This is a genomic window from Gordonia zhenghanii (assembly GCF_021738965.1).
GTDB classification, from domain to species: domain Bacteria; phylum Actinomycetota; class Actinomycetes; order Mycobacteriales; family Mycobacteriaceae; genus Gordonia; species Gordonia zhenghanii.
On sequence record NZ_JAKKOQ010000013.1, the window covers coordinates 104548 to 128058 of the forward strand.

General features: G+C 67.2%; 23 protein-coding genes. 4 read left to right on the plus strand and 19 right to left on the minus strand.

Annotation, left to right across the window (positions count from 1 at the left end; translation table 11 throughout):
- Window positions 1-26: 26 nt before the first annotated feature.
- The 5 genes from L5G32_RS14355 to L5G32_RS14375 form a co-directional block, all read right to left on the minus strand.
- Window positions 27-1793, minus strand: coding sequence for a long-chain-acyl-CoA synthetase (locus L5G32_RS14355; protein WP_237011746.1), 1767 nt, complete (start codon window positions 1791-1793; stop codon window positions 27-29).
- 41 nt (window positions 1794-1834) lie between these two features.
- Window positions 1835-2383: an LOG family protein gene (locus L5G32_RS14360; protein ID WP_237011747.1), complete on the minus strand. Its 549-nt coding sequence runs from the start codon at window positions 2381-2383 to the stop codon at window positions 1835-1837.
- Window positions 2380-3198: an LOG family protein gene (locus L5G32_RS14365; protein WP_237011748.1), complete on the minus strand. Its 819-nt coding sequence runs from the start codon at window positions 3196-3198 to the stop codon at window positions 2380-2382. Before L5G32_RS14365 ends, L5G32_RS14360 begins: the two co-directional genes overlap by 4 nt.
- Before the next feature lie 148 nt (window positions 3199-3346).
- Window positions 3347-3820, minus strand: coding sequence for a nitroreductase family deazaflavin-dependent oxidoreductase (locus L5G32_RS14370; protein ID WP_237011749.1), 474 nt, complete (start codon window positions 3818-3820; stop codon window positions 3347-3349).
- Window positions 3821-3829: 9 nt separating this feature from the next.
- Window positions 3830-4177, minus strand: coding sequence for a DUF2568 domain-containing protein (locus tag L5G32_RS14375; protein WP_237011750.1), 348 nt, complete (start codon window positions 4175-4177; stop codon window positions 3830-3832).
- 108 nt (window positions 4178-4285) lie between these two features.
- Between L5G32_RS14375 and L5G32_RS14380 the strand changes: the two genes are divergently transcribed.
- A complete protein-coding gene (locus L5G32_RS14380; RefSeq protein ID WP_237011751.1) occupies window positions 4286-4984 on the plus strand; it encodes a TetR/AcrR family transcriptional regulator in 699 nt (232 codons plus the stop codon).
- Window positions 4985-5019: 35 nt separating this feature from the next.
- Here the strand turns inward: L5G32_RS14380 and dapE are convergent, their stop codons facing one another.
- Window positions 5020-6123 carry a succinyl-diaminopimelate desuccinylase gene (dapE, locus tag L5G32_RS14385; protein ID WP_237011752.1) on the minus strand — a complete coding sequence of 368 codons (1104 nt, stop codon included), beginning with the start codon at window positions 6121-6123 and terminating at the stop codon, window positions 5020-5022.
- A 169-nt stretch (window positions 6124-6292) separates the two neighbouring features.
- Here dapE and dapD point away from each other — a divergent pair, with 169 nt between their 5' ends.
- Window positions 6293-7255: a 2,3,4,5-tetrahydropyridine-2,6-dicarboxylate N-succinyltransferase gene (gene dapD / locus L5G32_RS14390; RefSeq protein ID WP_237011753.1), complete on the plus strand. Its 963-nt coding sequence runs from the start codon at window positions 6293-6295 to the stop codon at window positions 7253-7255.
- A 197-nt stretch (window positions 7256-7452) separates the two neighbouring features.
- Here the strand turns inward: dapD and dapC are convergent, their stop codons facing one another.
- From dapC to L5G32_RS14415, 5 genes are all read right to left on the minus strand, one after another.
- On the minus strand, window positions 7453-8556 hold the full coding sequence (gene dapC / locus L5G32_RS14395; protein ID WP_237011754.1) for a succinyldiaminopimelate transaminase: 1104 nt from the start codon (window positions 8554-8556) through the stop codon (window positions 7453-7455).
- An 8-nt stretch (window positions 8557-8564) separates the two neighbouring features.
- Window positions 8565-8891, minus strand: coding sequence for a ferredoxin (fdxA, locus tag L5G32_RS14400; RefSeq protein WP_237011755.1), 327 nt, complete (start codon window positions 8889-8891; stop codon window positions 8565-8567).
- A gap of 174 nt (window positions 8892-9065) precedes the next feature.
- Entirely contained in the window at window positions 9066-11636 is a 2571-nt protein-coding gene (locus tag L5G32_RS14405) for a bifunctional FO biosynthesis protein CofGH (RefSeq protein WP_372491703.1), read from the minus strand.
- Between the two features lie 237 nt (window positions 11637-11873).
- Complete coding sequence (locus tag L5G32_RS14410) at window positions 11874-12200, minus strand: nuclear transport factor 2 family protein (RefSeq protein WP_237011756.1); 327 nt, start codon at window positions 12198-12200, stop codon at window positions 11874-11876.
- A gap of 30 nt (window positions 12201-12230) precedes the next feature.
- Window positions 12231-12986 carry an SDR family oxidoreductase gene (locus L5G32_RS14415; protein ID WP_237011757.1) on the minus strand — a complete coding sequence of 252 codons (756 nt, stop codon included), beginning with the start codon at window positions 12984-12986 and terminating at the stop codon, window positions 12231-12233.
- A gap of 66 nt (window positions 12987-13052) precedes the next feature.
- Here L5G32_RS14415 and L5G32_RS14420 point away from each other — a divergent pair, with 66 nt between their 5' ends.
- Window positions 13053-13742 carry a TetR/AcrR family transcriptional regulator gene (locus L5G32_RS14420; RefSeq protein ID WP_237011758.1) on the plus strand — a complete coding sequence of 230 codons (690 nt, stop codon included), beginning with the start codon at window positions 13053-13055 and terminating at the stop codon, window positions 13740-13742.
- Between the two features lie 136 nt (window positions 13743-13878).
- On the opposite strand, the gene L5G32_RS14425 is transcribed toward L5G32_RS14420, so the two are convergent.
- The 4 genes from L5G32_RS14425 to typA are packed head-to-tail and all read right to left on the minus strand — an operon-like array spanning window position 13879 to window position 18968.
- Complete coding sequence (locus tag L5G32_RS14425; RefSeq protein ID WP_237011759.1) at window positions 13879-14232, minus strand: hypothetical protein; 354 nt, start codon at window positions 14230-14232, stop codon at window positions 13879-13881.
- Window positions 14229-15110, minus strand: a complete 882-nt coding sequence (gene mshB, locus L5G32_RS14430) for an N-acetyl-1-D-myo-inositol-2-amino-2-deoxy-alpha-D-glucopyranoside deacetylase (RefSeq protein ID WP_265739027.1) — start codon at window positions 15108-15110, stop codon at window positions 14229-14231. Before mshB ends, L5G32_RS14425 begins: the two co-directional genes overlap by 4 nt.
- Complete coding sequence (locus tag L5G32_RS14435) at window positions 15107-17044, minus strand: ABC transporter family substrate-binding protein (protein WP_443669360.1); 1938 nt, start codon at window positions 17042-17044, stop codon at window positions 15107-15109. The genes mshB and L5G32_RS14435 overlap by 4 nt, the downstream gene beginning before the upstream one ends.
- Window positions 17045-17060: 16 nt before the next feature.
- On the minus strand, window positions 17061-18968 hold the full coding sequence (typA, locus tag L5G32_RS14440) for a translational GTPase TypA (protein WP_237011851.1): 1908 nt from the start codon (window positions 18966-18968) through the stop codon (window positions 17061-17063).
- Window positions 18969-19082: 114 nt separating this feature from the next.
- Here typA and L5G32_RS14445 point away from each other — a divergent pair, with 114 nt between their 5' ends.
- On the plus strand, window positions 19083-19259 hold the full coding sequence (locus L5G32_RS14445; protein ID WP_237011760.1) for a hypothetical protein: 177 nt from the start codon (window positions 19083-19085) through the stop codon (window positions 19257-19259).
- Between the two features lie 8 nt (window positions 19260-19267).
- Here the strand turns inward: L5G32_RS14445 and L5G32_RS14450 are convergent, their stop codons facing one another.
- Genes L5G32_RS14450 through L5G32_RS14465 form a run of 4 tightly spaced genes read right to left on the minus strand, consistent with a single transcriptional unit; the run spans window position 19268 to window position 23334 of the window.
- On the minus strand, window positions 19268-19675 hold the full coding sequence (locus tag L5G32_RS14450; protein WP_237011761.1) for a (deoxy)nucleoside triphosphate pyrophosphohydrolase: 408 nt from the start codon (window positions 19673-19675) through the stop codon (window positions 19268-19270).
- Window positions 19672-20688, minus strand: coding sequence for an ABC transporter ATP-binding protein (locus tag L5G32_RS14455; protein ID WP_237011762.1), 1017 nt, complete (start codon window positions 20686-20688; stop codon window positions 19672-19674). The genes L5G32_RS14450 and L5G32_RS14455 overlap by 4 nt, the downstream gene beginning before the upstream one ends.
- The gene (locus tag L5G32_RS14460; RefSeq protein ID WP_237011763.1) at window positions 20672-22327 is read right to left on the minus strand and encodes an ABC transporter permease; all 1656 of its coding nucleotides are present in this window, start codon (window positions 22325-22327) and stop codon (window positions 20672-20674) included. Before L5G32_RS14460 ends, L5G32_RS14455 begins: the two co-directional genes overlap by 17 nt.
- Window positions 22303-23334 carry a thiamine ABC transporter substrate-binding protein gene (locus L5G32_RS14465; RefSeq protein ID WP_237011764.1) on the minus strand — a complete coding sequence of 344 codons (1032 nt, stop codon included), beginning with the start codon at window positions 23332-23334 and terminating at the stop codon, window positions 22303-22305. Before L5G32_RS14465 ends, L5G32_RS14460 begins: the two co-directional genes overlap by 25 nt.
- Window positions 23335-23511 lie beyond the last annotated feature (177 nt).

Consider the following 23511-nt stretch of genomic DNA (forward strand, 5'->3'; position numbering starts at 1 on the left):
CACCCTACGGGCGCGCCCGTCACCGGTCAGCGCGGGGCCTTGGCTGCCGCGACGTCTGCCGGGTACTCGTCGTAGAACGGCACGTAACCGTCCTTCCGGCCCTTGAGCACCCACACCTCGTCGTCGCCGACATCGGTGTAGGTCTCGTCGCGCAACTCCACCTTGCGGTTCTTGAACGTCGAGGTGACCTCGATCTCGCCGACGAAGCGGACGAACAGCGGCACCGCGTAGGCGGGCAGTTCGGCGTACAGGTGGTCGGCGAACGCCTTCGGATCGGGTTTCTCGCCGTCGACGGTCACGGCGACCATGCCAGCCTTGCCGTCGCAGCCGGGGACCTCGACGCCGAACGCGACTGTTCCGGACACGCCGTCTGCGGTGTCCACGGCGCTCTCGACCTGGGTGGTCGCCACGTTCTCGCCCTTCCACCGGAAGGTGTCGCCGAGTCGGTCGACGAACGTGATGTGCGAGAAACCGATCTCCCGGACCAGGTCGCCCGAGTTGAAGTAGGCGTCGCCCGATTTGAAGGCGTCGCGGATCACCTTCTTCTCGGTCTCGGCCGAATCGGTGTAGCCGTCGACGGGAACCCGGTCGCTGATCTCCGAGATCAACAGGCCCGCTTCGCCTTTGGGAACCGCGTTGAGCTGGCCGCGCGAGTCTCGCTTGGCGGTGCCGTCGGAGTTGTACTCGACGACCTTGAACGGAAGGGGGCAGAAGCCGGCCGTCCGCTTGACGCCGAACACGTTGACGAATGCCAGGTTGAGTTCACTCGCGCCGTAGAACTCGACGATCCGGTCGACGCCGAACCGCTCCTCGAACTCGTCCCAGATCTCCGGTCGCATGCCGTTGCCGATCGCGACGCGGATCGAATGCTGCCGATCAGTCGGCTTCGGCGGCTGCGCCAGCAGGTACCGGCACAGCTCCCCGATGTAGGTGAACGCGGTGGCACGGTTCTCGATGATCTCGTCCCAGAAACGCGATGCCGAGAACTGCTTGCTCAACGCCATGCACGCACCGCCCGCGAGCACGGCTCCGAGCGACACCGACAGCGCATTGTTGTGGTAGAGCGGCAGCGCGACGTACATGGTGTCCGACGAGCGCAGCCGGACCGCGAGTCCACCGATCCCCGAGTAGTTCGCCAGCCACCGGTTATGGCTCATCACGCTGGCCTTGGGCAGGCCGGTGGTGCCCGAAGTGAAGATGTAGAACGCGAGAGTCGACGCGGGCAGCGTGGCCGTGACGGCGGGATCGGTCGTCGGCTTCGATGCGGCAGCCTCGTCGAGGGCCGGGAAGTCGAGCACGTGCTCGGGCCGCGACGACGCCGACATCGAGTCGAACGTGTCTTTGCACTCGGGATCCCAGATCAGGGCCTTCGCGTCGAGCAGCGACATGCTGTGATCGATCACGTTGCCGCGCTGGTTGTAGTTCAGCATGCCCGCGACTGCTCCGAGTTTGAGCGTCGCGAGGATGACGAGGAGGTCGGTCGGGTTGTTCTTCGACAGGATCCCCACCACGTCGCCGACTCCGACGCCGCGCTCGGCCAAGACCGCGGCGTAACGGTTCACCTGACGGTTGCATTCGCCGTACGACGTCGATTCGCCGTGCCATCGAATGAACGGCCGGTCAGGATGGTCCGCGGCCAGCTTGGCGAAGATCTGACCGATCGTGCTCTTCTTGTCGCCGGACCGGAAGATCAGGCCTGGAGCATGCTTGGCCATCGACGGCAGATCCGGCGCCATCGTTACCACGCCCTTGAGCAGGTCTGTGATACCGACCTTGGTTGGCACTGCGTTCATGCTTGCTCCACTCCTCCCACCGACATGTGAATGCCGTTACCCTACCGTCGAGTCAGTTCGGTCACCGCGTCGGCCGCCGTCTCGACGACGATAAGCCTGTCGAGAGCATGTGACGACACGAAACCACGAGTCTGCAGATCGTTCAGCCAGGCGAGCATCGGATCGTAGAAGCCGCCGAGATTGACCATGACGACGGGCTTGTCGTGTTCGCCCAGGTAGCCACCGGTCCAGGTCTCGAAGAACTCTTCGAGGGTTCCGATGCCGCCGGGCAGGGTGATGAACCCGTCCGACAACTCCTCCATGAGTCGCTTTCGTTCGCGCATGGTGTCGGTGACGATCAGTTCGTCGGCGTCGAGGTCGGCGACCTCTTTGGCCATCAGATGCTCGGGGATCACGCCGATGGTCCGCCCGCCCGCGGCGCGGGTGGCCCGGGCGATGCTGCCCATCATCGAGATCTTGCCGCCGCCGGACACCAGGGCGAGGCCTGCATCGGCGAGGGCCGTGCCGACGTCGGCCGCAAGCTGCAAGTACTGCTCGTCCACGGGGCCGGATGCACAGTAGACGCAGATCGCAGGCTCGTCGACACTCACGGGCGGACAGCCTTGTCGCACACGGCCTGGACGGCTTCGGCCGGAGTGTCGACCAGCGTGACGAGGTCGAGGTCGTCACGCGAGATCTTGCCCTCGGCGGCGAGCGTGGTCTTGATCCACTCGACGAGCGGCCCCCAGAACTCGCGGCCGACGAGCACGATCGGAAACCGGAGGACTTTGCCCGTCTGGACGAGCGTGAGCGCTTCGGACAGCTCGTCGAGGGTCCCGAACCCGCCGGGCAGGCAGACGAACGCCTGCGCGTACTTGACGAACATCGTCTTGCGGACGAAGAAGTACCGGAAGTTCATGCCGAGCGTGAGGTACGGGTTGATGTGCTGCTCGAACGGAAGCTCGATGTTGAGCCCGATCGACGGCGCGCCAGCCTCATACGCGCCCTTGTTGGTCGCCTCCATCGCGCCGGGACCGCCACCGGTGATGACGGCGAACCCGGCTTCGCCGAGCAGCCTGCCCAGTTCGACGGCTTGCTCGTAGCCGGGCGACCCCGGCTGGTCACGGGCCGAGCCGAACACGGTGACGGCTTCGGCGACGTTCTCGAGCGCGTCGAACCCGGAGACGAACTCGGACTGGATTCGCAGGACACGCCACGAGTCGCGCACCGTCCGATTCGCGGCGCGCGCGGGATCACGCGGGTCGACCCATTCGAGGAGGCCACGGTCGGTCGGCACCTGCTCCGCATCGCCCGGCAGTCGTACCTGAGCCGCCCCGACGTGGCGCACCTGCACATCCACGTGCGGAACGTCGCTGGGAGAACCGTCGCCGGAATCGGACTGCGCCTCGCGCGGATCGTCTGCCATGGCGCAAACGGTATCAACCGACGTCCGAGCCGCTCACCCGAACTTCGATCAACTCCCCTCGGCGAGATCCAGTCCGATTCCGACGACCTCGGCTCAGTGCCGCCGCCCTCGTCCATCAGCCCGCCACGAGTCGGTCGTGGATGCGGACCTACCGCACAGCGAAGACCGGCATTCCCGGTGCAGCGTCGAGGATCTCGGCGTCGGTCGAGTCCGGAGCGAGGCCCTCGTCGAAGGTCGCGACCTGCCAGGCCCACCGTGTCAGGTACGCGCGGATCAGTTCCGGTTTCCGCTCGTCGTCGAGTTCGACGAGGGTCACCGATTCGGTGCGCCTGCCGCGTCGGAGACTGACCGCGCCCCCGGCCCGGACGTTGCGGACCCAGTGCGTCCGGCCGCGCGCGGCCACGAGGTACCGTTCGCCGTCGAGGTCGAGCACGTTGACCGGCGTGGTCCGCAGTTCGCCGCTCACCCGCCCCGGCACCTGGAGGTCGTAGCAGCCGCTCGGCGCGACACCGATGCGAACCAGCACCCTGACGATCCGGTTGGGCACGGTGCTCAGTAACCCCGTCGGCGCGACGTAGCGTCTCGTCGGCTCGGACTGCGTGAAGTCAGTGTTCTCGGTCATCTTCGTCTCCTAGAAGTCTCGGTACGGCGGAAGGACCGCCGCGATGTTGACGATCAGTGAGAACGCGACGAACCCGTACACGACCGAAGTCCTGACGCCTGCGACCGCGAGAAGCGCAGCGGCGCCCGCATACAGCGCGATCTTGACGGCGGCCTTGGCTGCTGCCACGTCGACGACGGGATGCGGGGAGGCGAAGACCGCCCACGCCGCGATCGCGATCGCCACCGTCGCCGCACCTGCCGCGACACCGGGCCCGCCGCGACCCGCCAGGATCCAGACTGAGCCGCCGAGCGCCGCGAGCATCACGAGTTCGCCCGCGAACAGGAGTCCTGCAAGAGTCCACAGATAAACGATCACTACCGACTCCTTTTCGTGAACAGTGTTCTCTCTTCTGAAACTAGGCCCCCGCGGTCGATAAATCAAGAACACTGTTCACTAATTAATTCGCATGCGACGATGAACGCAATGAGGACTCCAGACGATCCGGGTGTCCGAGCCCGGAAACGGGCCGGTATCGAAGCCGACCTCCGCGAGGTCGGCCGCAGACACCTGGCCGAGCACGGCGCCGCCGCCCTGTCGCTGCGTGCCGTCGCCAGAGACATGGGGCGCACTCCGTCGTCCCTATACCGCTACGTGCGGAACCGGGACGACCTGTTGACGGCGCTGATCGTCGACGCGTACGACGATCTCGGCGACGCGCTCGACGCCGCCGTCGACGGACACTCCGTGCCCCGCAAGCGATTCGAAGCGTTCGCAGACGCACTGCGCACGTGGACCATCGCCCACCCGAGCGAATACGCACTGCTCTACGGCTCACCGGTCCCCGGATATCACGCCCCCGCAGACACGACCCTGCGCGCAGGCACCCGACCGATCCTGGCACTCGGCGCGATCGCAGCAGCCGGTGATCCCCCCGACGCCCCTGGTACGCGGCCCACCCGTCAACGCGCTGCTGCCTCGGCACTGGCGGCGACCGCAACATCGGACGAAGTCGCTCCGCTCGGCCTGGCGCCGGAGACGCTTGCTCGCGTGCTGTCGGTGTGGAACTTGCTGCTCGGTTCGATCTCGTCCGAAGTGTTCGAGCAGATGGGCCCGATCACCGACCGGCCCGACGACGTCTGGGCAGGCGTCGTCGACCTCGGCGGCGGCCTGCTCTTCGGCTGAGAGTTCGCCGACGACGAACTACCCAGCGCGACAGATCAGCGCGACAGATACGTCCGCAACGTCTGCGTGACCTGGGTGATCTGCTCGACCGGCACACGTTCGTCGGCACGGTGCGCCAGGCTGGGATCGCCGGGGCCGAGATTGACCGCGGGAATGCCGAGCGCGGCGAACCGCGAGACGTCGGTCCACCCGTACTTGGCCCGGAACTGTCCATTCGCGGCGTCGACGAGGGCGGCTGCGGCCGGATGCGCGAGGCCAGGCAGTGCGCCCGCGGCCGAGTCGGTGATCTCGGCTGTCACCGCACCCGCGTCGAGAGAGGCAGCGAACACGTCGCGCACGTGCTCGAACGCCTGCTCGGGGCTGCGGTCCGGCGCGAACCGGAAGTTGACGTCGACGTATGCCTCGTCTGGGATCACGTTGCCCGCGACGCCGCCGTGGACAGCGACGGCCGACAACCCCTCGCGATACTCGCACCCGTCTATGTCGACACGACGCGGCTCATAGGCTTCGAGGACCGTGAGAAGCTCGCCGAGCTTGTGAATCGCGTTGTCGCCCATCCACGCTCGCGCCGAATGCGCACGGGTGCCGGTTGCGGTGAAACGTACCCGCAGGGTGCCCTGACATCCCGCTTCAATGAGTCCGGCCGTGGGCTCGCCGAGGATCGCGACGTCGGCGACGAGCCAGTCGGGCAGTTCCCGTTCGATGGTTCCGAGGCCGTTGAACTCGGCGGCGATCTCCTCGCAGTCGTAGAAGATCAGCGTGATGTCGTGCGACGGGTCGTCCAACATGGCGGCCAGATGCAGGAAGACGGCGTCGCCCGACTTCATGTCGACCGTCCCGCAGCCGTGCAGGACATCGCCCTCCTCCGCGGAATCGGTGCGGCGGGACGGGACGTTGTCGACGATCGGGACGGTGTCCAGGTGACCGGCCAGGATCACGCGTGAGCCGAGACCTCGATCCGTGCGTGCCAGCACGCAGTTCCCGTGGCGGACCACCTCGAACCCTGAGGTCTGCCCGCGAAGCGCTTCCTCGACGGCGTCGGCGATCAGGGTCTCGTCCCGACTGACGCTCGGAATGTCGACGAGGGCGGCGGTCAGATCGATCGGGTCGGCGGACAGATTCAGGCTCGGGGTGCTCACAGTCAACCATCGTATGCCGCGCCGACGCACCAGAGATCTCGCCGCCGACGGCGAGCGCCCACTCGCGCAGCTCGACTAGCGCCCCGACGCGTCCCGGGGCCGGGGCCTGGGGCCGGGTCCTGGGGCCGGGTCCTGGGGCCATGAGGTGCCGTCCGGCTAAACTCGTGCCGTGACTATTCAAGGTGCTGCTGCCATTGGAATCGCCACCGTGTGGGAGAACGACGGCCAGACGGCCGTCCTCGACACGTGGTACCCGAACCCCGAACTCGATCCGGAGCCCGGCGTCGCCGGCTCCACCGAACTGACCGGCGACGAGGTCCCCGCGGACCTACGGCCGCTCGTCGGCGTCGACGATGCCCGCAACGTCAAGACGATCGCCGTGAAGACGGTGATCGCCGACCTGTCGAGCGCACCGATCGACGCACACGACGCTTACCTGCGTCTGCACTTGCTGTCGCACCGGCTGATCGCGCCACACGGCCTGAGCCTGGAGGGCCAGTTCGGTCTGCTCGCCAACGTCGTGTGGACCAACTTCGGCCCCTGCGCCGTCGACGGCTTCGAGCAGACCCGCCTGCGGTTGCGCGCTCGCGGACACGTCACCGTGACCTCGATCGACAAGTTCCCGCGGATGGTCGACTACGTCTCCCCCACGGGCGTCCGCATCGGCGACGCCGATCGCGTGCGCCTCGGCGCCCACCTCGCGCCCGGCACCACCGTCATGCACGAGGGCTTCGTCAACTTCAACGCGGGCACCCTCGGCGCCTCGATGGTCGAAGGCCGCATCTCGGCGGGCGTCGTGATCGGCGACGGCTCCGACATCGGCGGCGGAGCCTCCACGATGGGGACCCTGTCAGGCGGCGGCAAAGAGATCATCTCGATCGGCAAGCGCTGCCTCCTCGGGGCGAACGCCGGCTGCGGCATCCCGCTCGGCGACGACTGCGTGATCGAAGCCGGCCTCTACCTCACCGCAGGCACCAAGGTGACCGGACCGGACGGCTCCGTCGTCAAGGCCCGCGAGCTGGCCGGACGCTCGAACTTGTTGTTCCGGCGCAACAGCACGACCGGCGCAGTCGAGGTGACTGCGAAGGAAGGCGACGGCATCGAACTCAACGAGGCGCTGCACGCGAACTGAGACGTGTCTCGAACGGCCCCGGCGTCTTGGACGTCGGGGCCGTTTCGTGTGTGGGGCGTGCGCCGCTCGTGGTCTCGACTCCGCTCGACCAACGGGTAGGGCTCGACCAACGGGTAGGGCTCGACCAACGGGTAGGGCTCGACCAGCGGGGTCTCGACTCCGCTCGACTGGCGGGTGAGTCTCGACCAGCGAGTGCGCTAGCGCAAGCGGGCGACGGCGGCGTCGATGCGTTCGTCGGTGGCGGTCAGTGCCATGCGGACGTGCTCGGAGCCGGAGGGGCCGTAGAAGTCGCCGGGGGCGACGAGGATGCCGCGCTGCGCGAACCAGTCGAGGGTGGCCCGCGAATCGTCGCCTCGGGTGACCCAGAGGTACAGACCTGCCTCAGAGTGATCGACGGTGAAGCCCGCGGCCTCGACCGCGGCTTTCAGACGATCGCGGCGCGCGCGGTAGACCTCACGCTGCGCGTCGACGTGTGCGTCGTCGTTCAAGGCTGCAACGGTCGCCCCCTGTATCGGGAACGGGACGATCATGCCGGAATGCTTACGGACGGCGAGCAGTTCGGCGATCAACACAGTGTCGCCCGCTAGGAAACCCGCCCGGTACGACGCGAGGTTCGAGACCTTCGACAACGAGTGCACCGCGATCAGACCGGTGTGGTCGCCGCCGCACACGTCCGGGTGCAGCACCGAATGTGCTGTGCCCTCCCAGGTGAGCCCCAGGTAGCACTCGTCGGAGATCACGACGCTGCCGTGCTCGCGCGCCCAGTCGACGACGCCCCGCAGGAGCTCGGCCGACAAGACGGCTCCCGTCGGGTTCGACGGGCTGTTCACGAAGATCGCAGCGGGCGCCTCGTCGCCGTAGTCCGCGACAGCGTCGGCACGCCGCGGAACCGCGTTCGCGATCAGCGCGCCGACCTCGTACGTCGGGTACGCGACCTCCGGGATCACGACGGTGTCGCCCGCCGGGACGCCGAGCTGCGACGGCAGTCCGGCGATCACTTCCTTGGTGCCGATCACCGGGAGGATCGACGACTCGTCGAGTCCGGTGATCCCGAAACGTCGGGACAGTGCACCCACCGCAGCCTCGCGTAGAGCTGCGGTGCCGAGAGTCGCCGGATACCCGGGGAACTCCGACGACGCGGCCAGCGCGTCACGGATCACCGGGTCCACCGGATCGACGGGAGTGCCGACCGAGAGGTCGACGATCCCGTCGTCGTGCGATGCGGCCAGCTTCTTAGCTCCCGAGATCGTGTCCCAGGGAAAGTCCGGAAGACCGGCGCTGACCGGCTGTAGGCGACTCACGGGTCGGATCAGTCCTCTCCGCCCATCGGCGGCAGCTTCTTCACGAAGTCCGGGTCGAAGTCGGTCTTGCCGACCTTGCTCGCGCCGCCCGGCGAACCGAGGTCGACGAAGAAGTCGACGTTCGCGCTCAGGTACGGCTCCCACTCGTCGGGGACGTCGTCCTCATAGAAGATCGCCTCCACCGGGCAGACCGGCTCGCAGGCACCGCAGTCGACGCATTCGTCAGGCTGGATGTACAGCATCCGGCCGCCTTCGTAGATGCAGTCGACCGGGCACTCCTCGACGCATGCGAGGTCCAGTACATCGACACACGGCTCCGCGATGATGTAGGTCACGTCGCTTCTCCTTCTCGTTCTCCGCGACGACGCGAGGGCTGATCGCATCGTCTACGCATGTCGCGGCACCGTCGCACCGCACAGATAGACAGACTATCCGGACCAGTCCGGGCGGCCCGAATCAGCACACCCTGACCTGCGGGGATTTTTACTCATGCAGTGAAATCACGGAACTCAGCCGAGTCCGAGGCTGAGCATCGGCTCCGGAGCAGGGCGATAATCGGTCAACCGCTGACGGGGCGTGCGGCCGATCCCGGTCACGATCTCGTGCAGTTCCTCCACCGTCTTCTCCGAGCCGTGTTGGCTGCCGGCCATCCGCGAGATGGTCTCCTCCATGAGCGTTCCGCCGAGGTCGTTCGCACCGCCTCGCAGCATGGCCCGGGTGCCGTCCACCCCGAGCTTGACCCAGCTCGTCTGGATGTTGCCGATGCGCCCGTGCAGCATGATGCGAGACAACGCGTGGGCGGCCCGATTGTCACGCTGGGTGGGGCCGGGGCGGGAGGCTCCGGCGAGGTACAGCGGCGAGGACTGGTGGACGAACGGCAGCAGCACGAATTCAGTGAAGCCACCGGTGCGATCCTGGATGCCGCGCAACACGTTCAAATGCCCGACCCAGTGCCGTGGCGAGTCGACGTGGCCGTACATCATCGTCGAACTCGACGGCAGCCCCACCTCGTGCGCGGTGGTGATGACGTCGATCCACGCCGACGTCGGCAGTTTGCCCTTCGTCAGGATCCACCGGACCTCGTCGTCGAGGATCTCCGCGGCAGTGCCGGGGATCGAGTCGAGTCCCGCTTCCCGGAGCGCCGTCAGCCAGTCGCGAACCGACTCGCCGCCGCGCGAGGCTCCGTTGACGACCTCCATCGGACTGAACGCGTGCACGTGCATCGACGGCACCCGGCTCTTGATGGCGCGGACGAGGTCGGCGTAACCGGTCACCGGCAGTTCCGGGTCGATGCCGCCCTGCATGCAGATCTCGGTCGCTCCTGCGACGTGCGCTTCCCACGCCCGGTCGCCGACCTCGGTGTGCGACAGCGTGAACGCGTCGTCGTCGCCCTTACGTTGAGCGAACGCGCAGAAGCGACAACCGGTGTAGCAGATGTTGGTGAAGTTGATGTTCCGGTTCACCACGTAGGTGACGTCGTCGCCGACGACGTCCCGGCGAATCGAGTCGGCGAGCGCCGCGAAAGCGTCGAGTCCCGCACCATCGCTCGTGGCGAGCGCGAGGTACTCCTCGTCCGACAGCCCGGCCGGATCGTTCTCGGCGTGACGGAGAGCCGCCGACACCTCGGACTCCAGGCGTTCGGGCGCGCTCGAGTCGTCGAGCGCCAACACCTGTTCCCGGATGGTGTCCCAGTCGCCGAACGCGTTGTCGATGTCGCTGCGCGTCTCGGTGTTTCGGCCGTCCGTGTCGATCTCGGTGTTGAGGTCGACACGGCCGGACGACGCCCACTCCTCGTCGGGCTCCTGCCACGGCATGCCATCCGGGCGCACGTCGACGGCGAGGCCGGTGACCGGGTCGGTCAGTGCGGCGACGTGGCGGGCGATCCGCGGGTCGATCCACGGCGACCCGGCCAGCACATAGCGAGGCTGGGCGGCCGACCGCTCGGTGAGGGTGTGGCCTGCCGACGCCGTGAGTTCGGCGAGCGTGTCCAGGTTCGGCCACGGACGCTCCGGGTTGACGTGGTCCGGGGTCAACGGCGAGACACCGCCCCAGTCGTCGACGCCTGCCTCGATCAGCGCTCGGCACTCTTGCGCCGACACGAGGTTCGGCGGAGCCTGGATCCGCATGCGCGGCCCCATGACCAGTCGGGTCACCGCTACCGCCGCCAGGAATTCAGACATCTCCGCATCCGGAGCCGACCCCATCGCAGTGTCGGGCTTCGCGCGGAAGTTCTGCACGATCACTTCCTGGATGTGCCCGAACGCCTTCTGCGCCTTACGAATCATGAAGATCGATTCGGCACGCTCGATACGCGTCTCGCCGATGCCGACGAGGATGCCGGTGGTGAACGGGACCGAGAGTCGGCCTGCGTCGGTGAGGACTCGTTCGCGGACCACGGGGTCCTTGTCCGGACTCCCGTAGTGGCATTCGCCCTTGTCCGTGAACAGGCGACGCGCGCTCGTCTCGAGCATCATCCCCATGCTCGGCGCGACCGGCTTGAGTCGGTTGATCTCCTCCCAGCTCATCACGCCGGGATTCAGGTGCGGCAGCAACCCGGTCTCTTCCAGGACGCGGATGGACGCGGCGCGCACATAGTCGAGCGTCGAGTCGTAGCCGCGTTCGTCGAGCCACTGTGCGGCCTCGGGCCATCGGTCCTCGGGTCGGTCACCGAGGGTGAACAACGCCTCTTTGCAGCCGAGGGCGGCGCCGTTGCGGGCGATCGCCACGACTTCGTCGAGTTCGAGGAACATGCCGTGTCCCTCGCGCTTGAGCTTGCCCGGCACCGTCACGAACGTGCAGTAGTGGCACTTGTCGCGGCACAGACGCGTCAACGGGATGAATACCTTGCGCGAATAGGTCACCTGTTTGGCGCGGCCCTCGGCCTCCAGACCCGCGTCACGCACACGCGCCGCAGCTGCGGACAGCGCGGTCAGATCGTCGCCGCGCGCGGCCAGCAGGACCGCAGCCTCGTCGACGTTGAGCGCGGTTGCGTCGGCTGCTCGGCGCAGTGCGCGCCTCATGGCCGACGGCGAAGGAGCCGGGGCCCCGATTACCGATTCAGAAGACGTCACCTGTTCGATGGTAGACACGAGTTCGATCTCGTGAATTTCGGGCGGGGTCTCGCGTCCCGCATGGCCCGACGAAATGCGCGTCAGCCCCTCGCAGAGCGACACCGACGGGCAACGTGCAGAAATCAGTACGCTCACCGAACACCGAGGACTAATAGTCCCTAGCGGTCGCTGAGCGTACTGATTGTGGGCGCACCCGGGCCCTCGACTCTGCTCGGCCAGCGAAATTGGCCTGAACCAGCGGTGCAGTCAGCCTTCGCGGATCGTCATCGACGCCAACTTGTCGGCTGCGACGTCGAAGACGAACTTCGAGAGTCCGTTCGCGTGTGTGCTCCGCCAGTCTGCGATCACGGTGACCCGGTCTCCGTCGACGTGCGTGTCGGTCACGGTCATCGTGCCGGTCGCGCCGATGAACTCCTTATCACTCCATGCCTTGATCTCGTCGCGGCCAGTGAACACGCGACCCCAGTCGTCGACGAAGCCGTCGTCGGCGAAAGCATTCAGAAACCGTTGCTCGTCGTGGCGATTCACCGTCTCGATGAAATCCGCGACGGTGGTCGGCATCGCTGCAGTCATGGTCGTCCTCCTATGGTCAGTAATCAGTGGTCAGCGGGTGGTGTAGCCGCCGTTGGCGAAGATCGTCTGACCGGTGATCCACCAGCCGTCCGTTGCCAGGAAACTCACGATGGGGGCGATGTCCTCGATCTTGGTCAGCTGCCCGTGCATGGCCTGCGACTTGTGGAACTCGACGCGCTCGGGCGTCTCCTGGCCGTAGAAGAACGGGGTGTCCATCGGCCCGGGCGCGATGGCGGTCACTGAGATACCGCGCGCCGCATATTCTTTCGCTGCCGCCCGCGTGAAGTGCTCGACGGGGCTCTTTCCGCCCGCGTACGTCGAGTAGCCGTCGGTGAACGCCGCGAGGAGCGCGGTGACGATGGTGACGATCTTGCCGCCGTCGTTCAAGGTCCGCCCGGCCTCCTTGATGAAGAAGTACGCCGACTTCGCGTTGACGTCGAACATCTCGTCGTACTCGAGTTCGGAGGTCTCGGCGATCGGCTTTCGCAGTACCTTGCCGACGGTGTTCACCGCGATGTCGAGCCCGCCGAGGGCGGCGACTGCCTCGTCGAACACACGGGTGACGGTGTCCGGATCGGTGAGGTCACCGCTGAGCAGAACGCCCGTGCGTCCCTCGGCCTGGACTGCAGCGAGAGTCTCTTCGGCCTCAGCCTTGGACGACTCGCTGTTGTAGTGGATCGCGACGTCCGCGCCCGCGCCTGCTGCCTGTCGGCTGATGAGACCGCCGAGGTTCTTACCGCCGCCTGCGACCAGAATCCTGCGCCCGTCGAGTGGGTAGTCAGTCATAATTCCCCTCCGTGTATATCGTTGCTACGTGATGACATATCAACGCTACACGACTAGTGTAGCGGTGTGCCAGAGACAGAGAAGAGTGATACACGGACGCGGCTGGTCGAAGCCGCCGCGGAACTGATCGCTGCGGCACCAGGCGAGGACTTCTCGCTGCGCGACGTCTGTGAGCGCGTCGGCGTCCGGATGCCGACGCTCTACCACTTCTTCGGCAGCAAGCAAGGTCTGATCGATGCCGTCGTAGAACGCGGGTTCGAGTTGTACCTCGACGAGAAGGAGGGCCACGAGTCGAGCGGTGACCCGATCCGCGACATCAGCGACGGGTGGGACGCCCACGTCCGCTTCGGACTGGAGAACCCCGGCTACTACACGCTCATGTACGGCAAAGTGCGGCCCGGCTACTCGCCTGCGGCCCATGCAAAGCCCACAATGTTGTTGCGCGCGCTGACCGACCGTGCCGCAGATCAGGGCAGGCTCGCTGTCGACCCGGACCAGGCTGTCGCACACATACTCGCGACCAACATCGGCGTGACCCTACGGCAGATCATCCTCGCCGAAGCCGACCCGCAACTGTCGTCGGCCGTGCGCGACGCGACGCTCGCGAGCATCACCGGAGAGGGGGCAGGCGGTGCGGGCGCCGACGACCTCCGACGAGTCGCGTCTCTCGCATCGGGGATCCCCGACGTGCTTGGTCCGACCGAGACCGCGCTGCTCGGCCAGTGGTTGCGCCGGTTAGCCGACCACCTCGACTGAGTGTTTCGCTCGGTTCGAGGCCTCGACTCCGCTCGACCAGCGGATCGGAACTCGGCCAGCGGGTCTCGACTCCGCTCGACCAGCAAGCTGTCTCCTCGACTCCGCTCGACCAGCGGATCGAAGCTCGGCCAGCGGGCTACAAGTTGTTCAGGCGCGACATGGACGTGGCCATGGCGGGGAGGCCGAGACCGCAGAGCAGGAGCAGGAGCACACGCCAGTCGCCGATGAGCGGTCCGTTTCCGTTGATTCCGGGTACCGCGGCGATGACGACGACGGCTGTCCACGCGACGAGCGGCGCATACCGCCACGACGAGGAGGTGGTGCCGGCGGCGAGGCGGAGGAGCAGCGTCGTGCCGATCGCCGCAATCACCACGGTGAACGGGACCGGCACCGCACCGATTCGCACGTTCAGGAAGAAGACGGTCAGCAGGGCGAGCACGACTCCGCACCCGGTCAGCACCGCCAGCTCGATGCGGTCGGCGACGTTCACCGGAGGCCCTCGAACAAGTCGCGTTCGACGCCGTCGCTCGTATCGGCTCGGGATCCCTCGTCGGTCCGGATGAAGTGTTCGACAGGCAGGACCGGTTGCGCGATGAGATTCGACAACGCGTACTCGGCGCGCGACGGTGCGATCGTCACCTGAGTCGCGTGCGCGGCGAGCGCGGCGACCTTTCGGTCGAGCACTGCGGTGACGTCGACGGCAGTCGTGATCATGTCGTCGGGATAGCTGGGCAACTCCCCCGGCTCAGGCATCCGCCAACCCTCTGGAATCTCGGCGACGGCATCGAGACCGGCGTTCAGCACGGAACGCGCGGTGACCGACTCGTACACCTTGAGCGGGTACCCGGTCTGCGCAGTCGACTCGGCGATCGCCGCGACCGACACCGAGTGCACCCGCCGGTGGTCGGGGTGACCGTACGTGCCCGCCTCGTCGTAGGTGACGACGACATGGGGTTCGAAGTCGGCTATCTCGGCGCACAGCGCGGCGACGAGGTCGGCCTGCGCAGCCTGGAACAGTGCACGCGGGTGCTCGGCGGACGGCGTGCCGGCCATTCCGGAGTCCCGCCACCGGCCCGCGCCGCCGAGGAAACGCGGCTGTGGCGCGGACGCCGTGTCTGGAGCCAACGCACGGAGGGCGGCGTCGAGTTCGCTGATCCGGAAGCCGCCCAACTGATCGGCTCCGCCGTCCGCGACGAGTCGCGCCCACCGGTCGCCGATCACCTCGCCCTCCTCGCCGAGTGTGAACGTGACGACGCGGACGTCGACGCCTTCGGCGAGGTACCGCGCGATGACACCGCCGGTCATGATCGACTCGTCGTCCGGGTGCGCGTGCAGGAGGAGCAGGCGCGGCCGCTGGCCGGCCGTCAACCCAGGCTCCAGCGGACGGCGTCACCGAACACTCCGACCTGCGGAGCTCCGTCCAGTGACACACCGACGATCTCGTCAGTCGAGGCGCCGAGCACCGAGTCCTGGTAGATCGGCAGATAGACGGCTTGGTCGGCCAGTATCGTCTCGGCGCGAGTCAAGTATTCCTTCGGATCGTCGACGCTCATCGCATCGGTGGCCAGCGACATCAGTTCCGGATCGCACAGGCCCGAGACGTTGCCGGTGTACGTGCTGTCATCGCTCGGAGCCGTCTGACTCGTTGACCGTTCCGACGTCGTCGGCAGGACGCTCTCGTCGGCGTCGCCCGTGTCCTCGGGATTGTCGGTGTGTGCACCGGCCTCGGTGCCGGCGGTCGGCGGCTCACAACCGACTTGGGAGGCCAGCGACGTCGCCGGATCGCCGCCCATGCCGGTCCACCCGACGACCAGATCGACGCGGGCGTTGACGAGCGCCGAGCCGTACAGATCGGTGTTCGACATGCCTTGAACAACGGCGCGGACACCCGATGCCCGGAGCTGATCGGCGGTCGTCTCGGCCGCGGACATGATCCGTTCGTCGGAGTTCACCGCACCGATCCGGACCACGAGGTCCTTCCCGTCCTTAGCGACCGGCGCCACCCCCGACGGCAGTCCCGGAACGTCGCTCGGCGCGGGAGTCGTCGTCGACGGTGTCGTCGACGACTCACTAGGTCCGGTCGACTCCGGGGTCGGCTCAGGCGCCCGAACTCCGGAGCGGTACCCGGCTTGGGCAAGGAGGTCGCGCACCTCGGGCGCGGTGGGACGGGCGCGCTCGACGGTGTTGTACCCGAAGTTGGAGGGCGCATAGACGGTGTTCGCGAACGGAGTCACGACGGTGTCGCCCGCCGCCGCTGCCCGAATGAGACCGCTGTCGAGCATGCCGAGGATCGCGCGGCGCACCGGCAGCGACGCCATGGTCTGCGAACGCGTGTTGGCGTTGACCGTGAGTCCCCGAGTCATCGGACGACGGATCGTCGTCACCCCGGGGATCGCGCCGACCTCGGCGGCCGACGCGGGTCCCGCGGTCAGCGACACCATCGTGGAGTCCCCGTTGCGGATGGTCTGCGCCATCTGCGGCGCGGAACCCGCACGACGGAGCACTACCTGGTCAATCTCGGGCGGCTTCCGCCAGTAGCGGTCGTTGCGGATCAGCCGCACCTCGTCGCGTGACCGGTCGATCGAATAGATCGCGAACGGTCCGGCGGTCACCGGCTTGCCCTTGTCCATCCCCGTCTGGAAACCGGTCGGCTCGGATTTGAGGCTGTGGCTCGGCAGCAGCGAGGTGAACAGTTCCCGCCACGCCGTGTACGGCTTCGCGAAAGTCGCGGTGACGACTTTGCCGCCGCTGCTGGTCTCGACCTTCTTGATGGCTCGATAGCCCGCAGCGCCGACGACGTTCGGCTGCCGCGACATCTGCTGCCACAGGTAGGCGAAATCGTCTCCGGTCACCGGGAGGCCGTCCGACCACTGCGCGTCGTCGACGATCGTGTAGGTCACCTCGAACGGCTCGGTCGAGGTGACCTCCGCCGACGCGAGCAGTGCGTCGTTCCGCGTCCACTGAACGCCTTCGGGCGTCTGAGTCGGCCGGAACGCACTCGGCAGAGTGAGCGCGGCGACCGCCGTCGTCACCGAGCCGAGATCCGATCCGACGTGCGGATTGAATCCCGACCCGATCGAGTCCGTAGCCACGTACACGGTGCGTTCGTCCGGGTACTCGTTCGGCGTCGTCGTCGGAAGGGTCTCCCTCACCGGGGGCGGTGGGTCGGCCATGCAGGCCGTCGACCCGAACCCGACGACACCGGCCAGAACCAGCGCGGTGACGCGTTTCAAACTCCGAGACCCCCGGCCTCTTGAACCCCGACCTCTTGAACGCAGCACCGAGCCTGCCGTGCCGGTCATCCACGCACCTTCCGATTTACGAGTTCTGGTCGCGCGACTTGGCGCGTGAACGCTCACGCGCACGAGTCGATGCATCCAGATGCAGCTTACGCACGCGCACCACCTCGGGCGTCACCTCGACGCACTCGTCGGCGGCACAGAACTCCATCGCGGCCTCGAGGTCGAGGACCATCGGCTTGGCGAGCGTCTCCATGACGTCCGCCGACGACTGGCGCATGTTGGTCAGCTTCTTCTCGCGCGTGACATTGATGTCGAGGTCTTCCGCGCGCGGGTTGATACCGACGACATGCCCCTCGTAGGAGTCGTCGCCCGGGTCGACGAAGAACGTGCCGCGGTCGGCCAGCTGGATCATGGCGAACGGCGTGACGCTGCCCGCACGGTCGGAGACCAGCGAACCGGTGTGGCGGGCACGGATCTCGCCCGCCCACGGGCCGTAGTCGGCGAACACCGCGTTGGCGATGCCGGTGCCGCGCGTCTCAGTCATGAAGTCGGTGCGGAAACCGATGAGGCCGCGGGACGGCACCTCGAACTCCATGCGGACCCAGCCGCTCCCGTGGTTGTTCATCTGATCCATACGGCCCTTGCGAGCGGCCAGCAGCTGGGTGACGGCGCCCAGGTACTCCTCGGGAACGTCGATCGTCAGGTGCTCGAACGGCTCGTGGACCTTGCCGTCGACCTGACGCGTGACGACCTGCGGCTTGCCGACGGTGAGCTCGAAGCCTTCGCGACGCATCTGCTCGACGAGGATGGCCAGTGCGAGCTCGCCACGAGCCTGCACCTCCCACGCGTCGGGACGCCCGATGTCCTGCACCCGGAGCGACACGTTGCCGACGAGTTCGCTGTCGAGGCGGTCCTTGACCATGCGCGAGGTCAGCTTGTGCCCCTTCACCCGTCCGGCCAGCGGCGCGCTGTTGGTGCCGACGATCGCCGAGATGGCTGGCTGGTCGACGCTGATACGCGGCAGTGCGATCGGGTTGTCCGGATCGGCGAGCGTATCGCCGATCATGATCTCCGACATGCCCGCGACTGCGACGATGTCGCCTGCGGTAGCCACCTCGGCCGGTGCGCGATCGACGCCGAGCGTCACCAGAAGCTCGGTGATCTTCGACTTCTCGATGACGGGTTCGCCGTCGACCTCACGGCACCACGACACCTGCTGACCCTTGCGGAGGGTTCCGTTGTGGATGCGGACCAGGCCGAGTCGACCGAGGAACGGCGACGCGTCCAGGTTGGTGACGTGCGCCTGCAGCGGCGCGTCCACGCTGCCCTTCGGCGCGGGAACGCTGTCGATGAGGACGTCGAACAGCGGGTCGAGGTTCTCCCCCGAAGGAACCTCGCCGTTGGCGGGCTGCTCGGTGCTGGCGATGCCTGCACGGCCGGACGCGAACAGAACCGGAAGCTCGAGCGCGAGCTCGGCGGCTTCGGCTGCCTCGTCGTCGAGGTCGGACGCCAGGTCCAGGAGCAGGTCCTGCGCCTCGGTGACGATGTCGCCGATGCGCGCGTCGGGACGGTCGGTCTTGTTGACGACGAGGATCACCGGCAGCGACGCGGCGAGTGCCTTGCGCAGCACGAAGCGTGTCTGCGGCAGCGGCCCCTCGGAAGCGTCGACGAGGAGGACGACACCGTCGACCATCGACAACGCACGCTCGACCTCGCCACCGAAGTCGGCGTGACCCGGGGTGTCGATGACGTTGATGATGTATTCGGCGCCGTCGGGCTGACGGCGGTGCACTGCGGTGTTCTTAGCGAGAATGGTGATGCCCTTCTCGCGTTCGAGGTCGCCGGAGTCCATGACGCGGTCGACGAGTTCGGCGCGCTCGGCGAACACGCCGGACTGACGCAGCATCGCGTCGACCAAGGTGGTCTTGCCGTGGTCGACGTGCGCCACGATCGCGACGTTGCGGAAGTTGGGGACTGCGCTCACTAAGGTCTCTTTCATCGGGCCCGGACTTTTAACCTAGTAAGGATAACGGCACGGTCCGGCCTGACGCGATTTCACCGCTCGCGTTATGTGGTTAGGCTGAGCTAAACTCGCCGCATGGGGAAGAGCGATCCCGCTCGCGTCGCGAGCCTGAAGCCGAAGAAGAAGTGCTGCCGTAAATCGACACGCTGCCTTCGGTGCCCTGTCGTCATCCATCGCATGGGCAAACTCGACTGCGACTCCATGTCGAAGAAGCAGGCCACGAAAGCACTCAAGAAGGCACGCGCGGCCTGAGCGACCCTCTATTCCCGTCCCTGCAGGTCAGCCAGTAGTTCGGGAATCCATTCCCGGTCGTTCGGCACGATCGATCCGAGCGATTCGAGCACGACCAGCGCCGCGGAGTCCACCCAGCGGACGTCGAGATGCTCGACTGCCCGCGGCGTTCCGGTGACGACCTGCGCCCGCATCGCAATCAACTCGAGTCCCGGCTTGGGACACACGGTCACAGCGAGCCGGTCGGTCACGAGGACGCGGACGTCTAATTCCTCACACAACTCACGGACGAGCGCCTCATCGAGCGTTTCGCCCGGTTCCACCTTGCCTCCGGGCAGTTCCCACAGTCCCGCCAACTCCGGCGGATGAGCGCGTTGCGCCAACAACAGGCGCCCGTCGGCGGAATAGATCGCGCCGGCCACGACGACAACGCTCATGTGCGCACCACGCCGATCCGTTCGGGCATCGGAGTCAGTGACACCCGGTCCGCAGCAGCGACGGCGACGTCCGAGACCGCATCGACCGTGCGAGGGCCGACGTCGACCTGCAGGCGCCAGGTCCCGATCAGCGGGACTGCACGGGTGACGACCGCCGCCCCGATCGGGTCGGGCTCGGCGCGCAGCGAGTCCGGGCGCAGCGCCACCCGACACGGTCCGTCGACGATGTCCAGGTCGGCGTCGACGGGCACCGCCCCGATGTCGGTGGTGAGTACTCCTGCGCGGACGCCCCCGTCGACGATGTCGGTCGCGCCCAGGAACCGCGCCACCCATTCGTCTGCCGGGCGACGCCAGAGCCGCTGGGGCGCAGCGGTGTCGACGATCGATCCATCGCGCATCACGCTGACCACGTCGGCCATGAGCGCCGCTTCGGTGTGGTCGTGCGTCACCACGACGGTCGGGGTACCCGCCGTCCGGACGATGTCGGCGATCGTGACGGCGAGGTCGTCCCGGAGTCGGCGATCGAGTGCCGCGAGCGGTTCGTCGAGGAGCAGTAATCGCGGCCTCGGCGCGAGCGCGCGCGCCAGAGCCACGCGTTGCGCCTGTCCACCGGACAGTTCGGTGACTCGCCAGTTCTGCGCTCCGGGCAGCCGGACGAGTTCGAGGAGTTCGGCGACCCGCGCCCGCGACTGCGCGCGATCGAGGCCACGCCGCGCGAGCCCGTAGGCGATGTTCTGGCCGACGGTCCGCCCCGGAAACAGTTGACCGTCTTGAAAGACGACGCCGAAATCCCGGTGATGCACCGGGATCCGGGTGAGGTCCTGGCCGTCGTACGAGACGGTGCCGGAGGCGACCGGTTCGAGTCCGGCGATCGCACGCAGCAGCGTCGACTTCCCGCACCCGGACGGACCGAGCAACGCCGTCACCGGCGAGTCGCCGCCGACTTCCCAATCGACCCCGTGCACCACTTCCCGAGACCCGTATCGAATCGACACGTCATGCAGCGTCAGCACCGATCCGCCTCCTTTCGCCCGTTCTCGCGCTCGCCGCGAATTCGACGGCGGCGACGACCACTGCGCTCACCGCGACAAGAAGAACTGAGGCAGCCATCGCGGCCGCGTAGTTGTCGGCTCCGGGCCTGCCCATCAGCGAGCCGATGAGGACCGGCAACGTCATCGTGTTCGCCCTGGCAAGGAACGTGGTCGCGCCGAACTCACCGATCGCCATCACGAACGCGAACGCGGCGGCCGCGCTCAACGACCGTGCGGTGAGCCGCAGGTCCACGGTGAGGAACACCCGCAGACCGCGGGCGCCCAGTGTCGCCGCCGCATCCCGCAGTCGCGGCGAGACCTGTTCGAGCGCGGGGACCATGACCCCGACGACTACCGGAATCGCGATCAGCGCCTGCACACACGGGACGATCAGTGGCGACGCGGCCACCTCGTACGGGAGTTCGGCCAACGCCAGCGTGTACCCGAACCCGAGGGTGACGGCGCTGACACCCAGCGGCAGGATCGACAGAACGGCGCCGGTCCGGGCGACGAACCCGCCGCCTCTGGTCAACGCAGCAGCGGTGAGCAGTCCGACGGCGACTGCGATCACCGTCGCCAGCAACGCACTGGTCACCGAGTATCGAAGCGACGCGACGGCAGACGCACCGTAGGTGTCGTCGAGCATCGCTGCATACCCGGCGGTCCCCCACCGTCCGCCCGGCCGCAGCGAGCGGACCACGAGCGTCACGATTGGCAGCACCAACCAGAGGCCGATCCACACGAGCACCGCGACTGCCGCGACCGCTGTGGCTCCACGCGGGCGCTGCGCATGCGAGGCCACACCGCTCTGCGGCACCCGGGCCGACCCGAGCCCGCGCGCCACCCCGAGCGCAGCCAGCACCATGACGATCTGAAGGACCGACAGCGCGACGGCGTCGGGCAGCCGCGCGTACCCGATGCCCTGCAGGTAGATCTCCGTCTCCAGGGTCCGCGCGCTCCCCCCGCCGAGGATCACCACGACGCCGTAACTGGTGGAGCAGAACAGGAAGATCAACGCGAAGGACGCCGCGACCGCCGGTAGAAGGCGCGGCGCGACGACGTCGACGAACGCCCGGAACGGCGAGGCTCCGAGCGATCGCGCAGCCGCCACCTGACGCGGATCCACTCGTTGCCAGGCTGCGCAGACCACACGAACGACGACGGCGACGTTGAGGAAGGTGTGCGCGGCGATGATCGACGTCCATCCCGGGCCGATGCCCAGGAATTCGAGAGGACCGTCGAACAGCGCGCGAAAAGCGACGCCGACGACGACGGTCGGCAGTACGAACGGCAGAGTGACGATCACCCGTAGCAGCGCGGTCCCGGGGAGCGCGACCCGCGACAGCAGCCAGACGATCGGTGCGGCGACGACGATTGCGGCCACCGCCGACACCGCGGCCTGCAGTGCGGTGACGCCCAGCAGACCCAACGCACCCGTCCGCGACCACGCCTGCGTGAGAGTCGTCGAGTCGCTGTCGTCGAGAGCCCGCATCACCAGAACCCCGAGCGGCCAGGCGAACACGACCGCAGTGAAGAGCAGAGGGACGAGAAGACCGAGCCTGCGCGCCAGACCTGACACGCCTCGCGTGCGGAAGGTCAGTTCTTCACCGTCTCGCGCCACTGCGTGAGCCACTCCTCACGGTTCTTGTTGATGTAGTCGGGGGTCATGCGCACCGTCCACGACGGCGACGGCGCGCGTTGCCGCCAGTCAGCGGGCAGCCGCACGTCCTTCTGCACCGGGTAGACGTACATCGAGGTCGGCAATGCGGCCTGGACGTCCGGGCTGAGCAGGAAGTCGACGACCTTCTTGGCGCCGGCTACATTGCGCGCCCCCTTCAGGACACCGACGTATTCGACCTGAGCGAAACAGCTGTCGAGGACCGCGTGCGTGCCGGGTGTGGCGGCCGGGCTCGACGCGTACGAGACGACGATCGGCTTGTCGCCGTGCCCCTCGCCTGCACTGAAGACCTGGTTGTAGGCGATCTCCCAGCCTGCGACGATCTGTGCACCGTTGCCGGTCAGCTGCCGCCAGTAGTCCGGAGCCTTCTTTCCGTACCGTCCGATGGTCGAAAGCAGGAAGCTCATCCCGGGCGACGACGTCGCCGGGTCCATCAGCACGGTGAGATCTCGGTATTCGGGTTTCGTCAGATCGTCGATGCTGGTGGGCGCCGCAACGTCGTGGCTGTCGAACCAGACGTCGTCGACGTTGACGCAGACATCGCCGCGGTCGACGGCGGTCAACTGGTCGGCGTGACCCTCGATCGCGTACTCGGCGGCGCCGCCCTTCGCCAACGGCGAGGTATAGGGCTCGAGCGCTCCCGCATCGATCGGCCGCGCCGCGAAGGTGTTGTCGATACCGAACACGGCGTCGCCTTTGGGCGAGCCCGGCGTCAACGAGACGACGGACGACAGTTGACCTGCGTCTCCCGACCGCACGATGTTGAGTTTGAGGCCGGTCTCGTCCTGGAACTTGTCGACCAGTCGCTGCGGCAGCTCGAACGAATCATGCGTCAGCAGGTTCACTTCTTCCGCGCTGTCGGACGAGGCACACGCGAACGACGTCGACGCAACGACGGCGACAATGCCGACAGCCAGCGCCCGGCGCACCGTCTGCGCTCTGAATTTCACTGCGCGGTACTGCACTCGGTGCCTCCTGTGGCCGGATGTGTCGTCGCTGCCGCGTAACGGCACACGTGTTCCTGACGAATCTAACCAGGAGACGACAGATGTCGCCGACGCCACTGACGCTCGATGACATCTACGTCGAACCATATTTCACACAGGTAACAATTTTCACACCAGCCT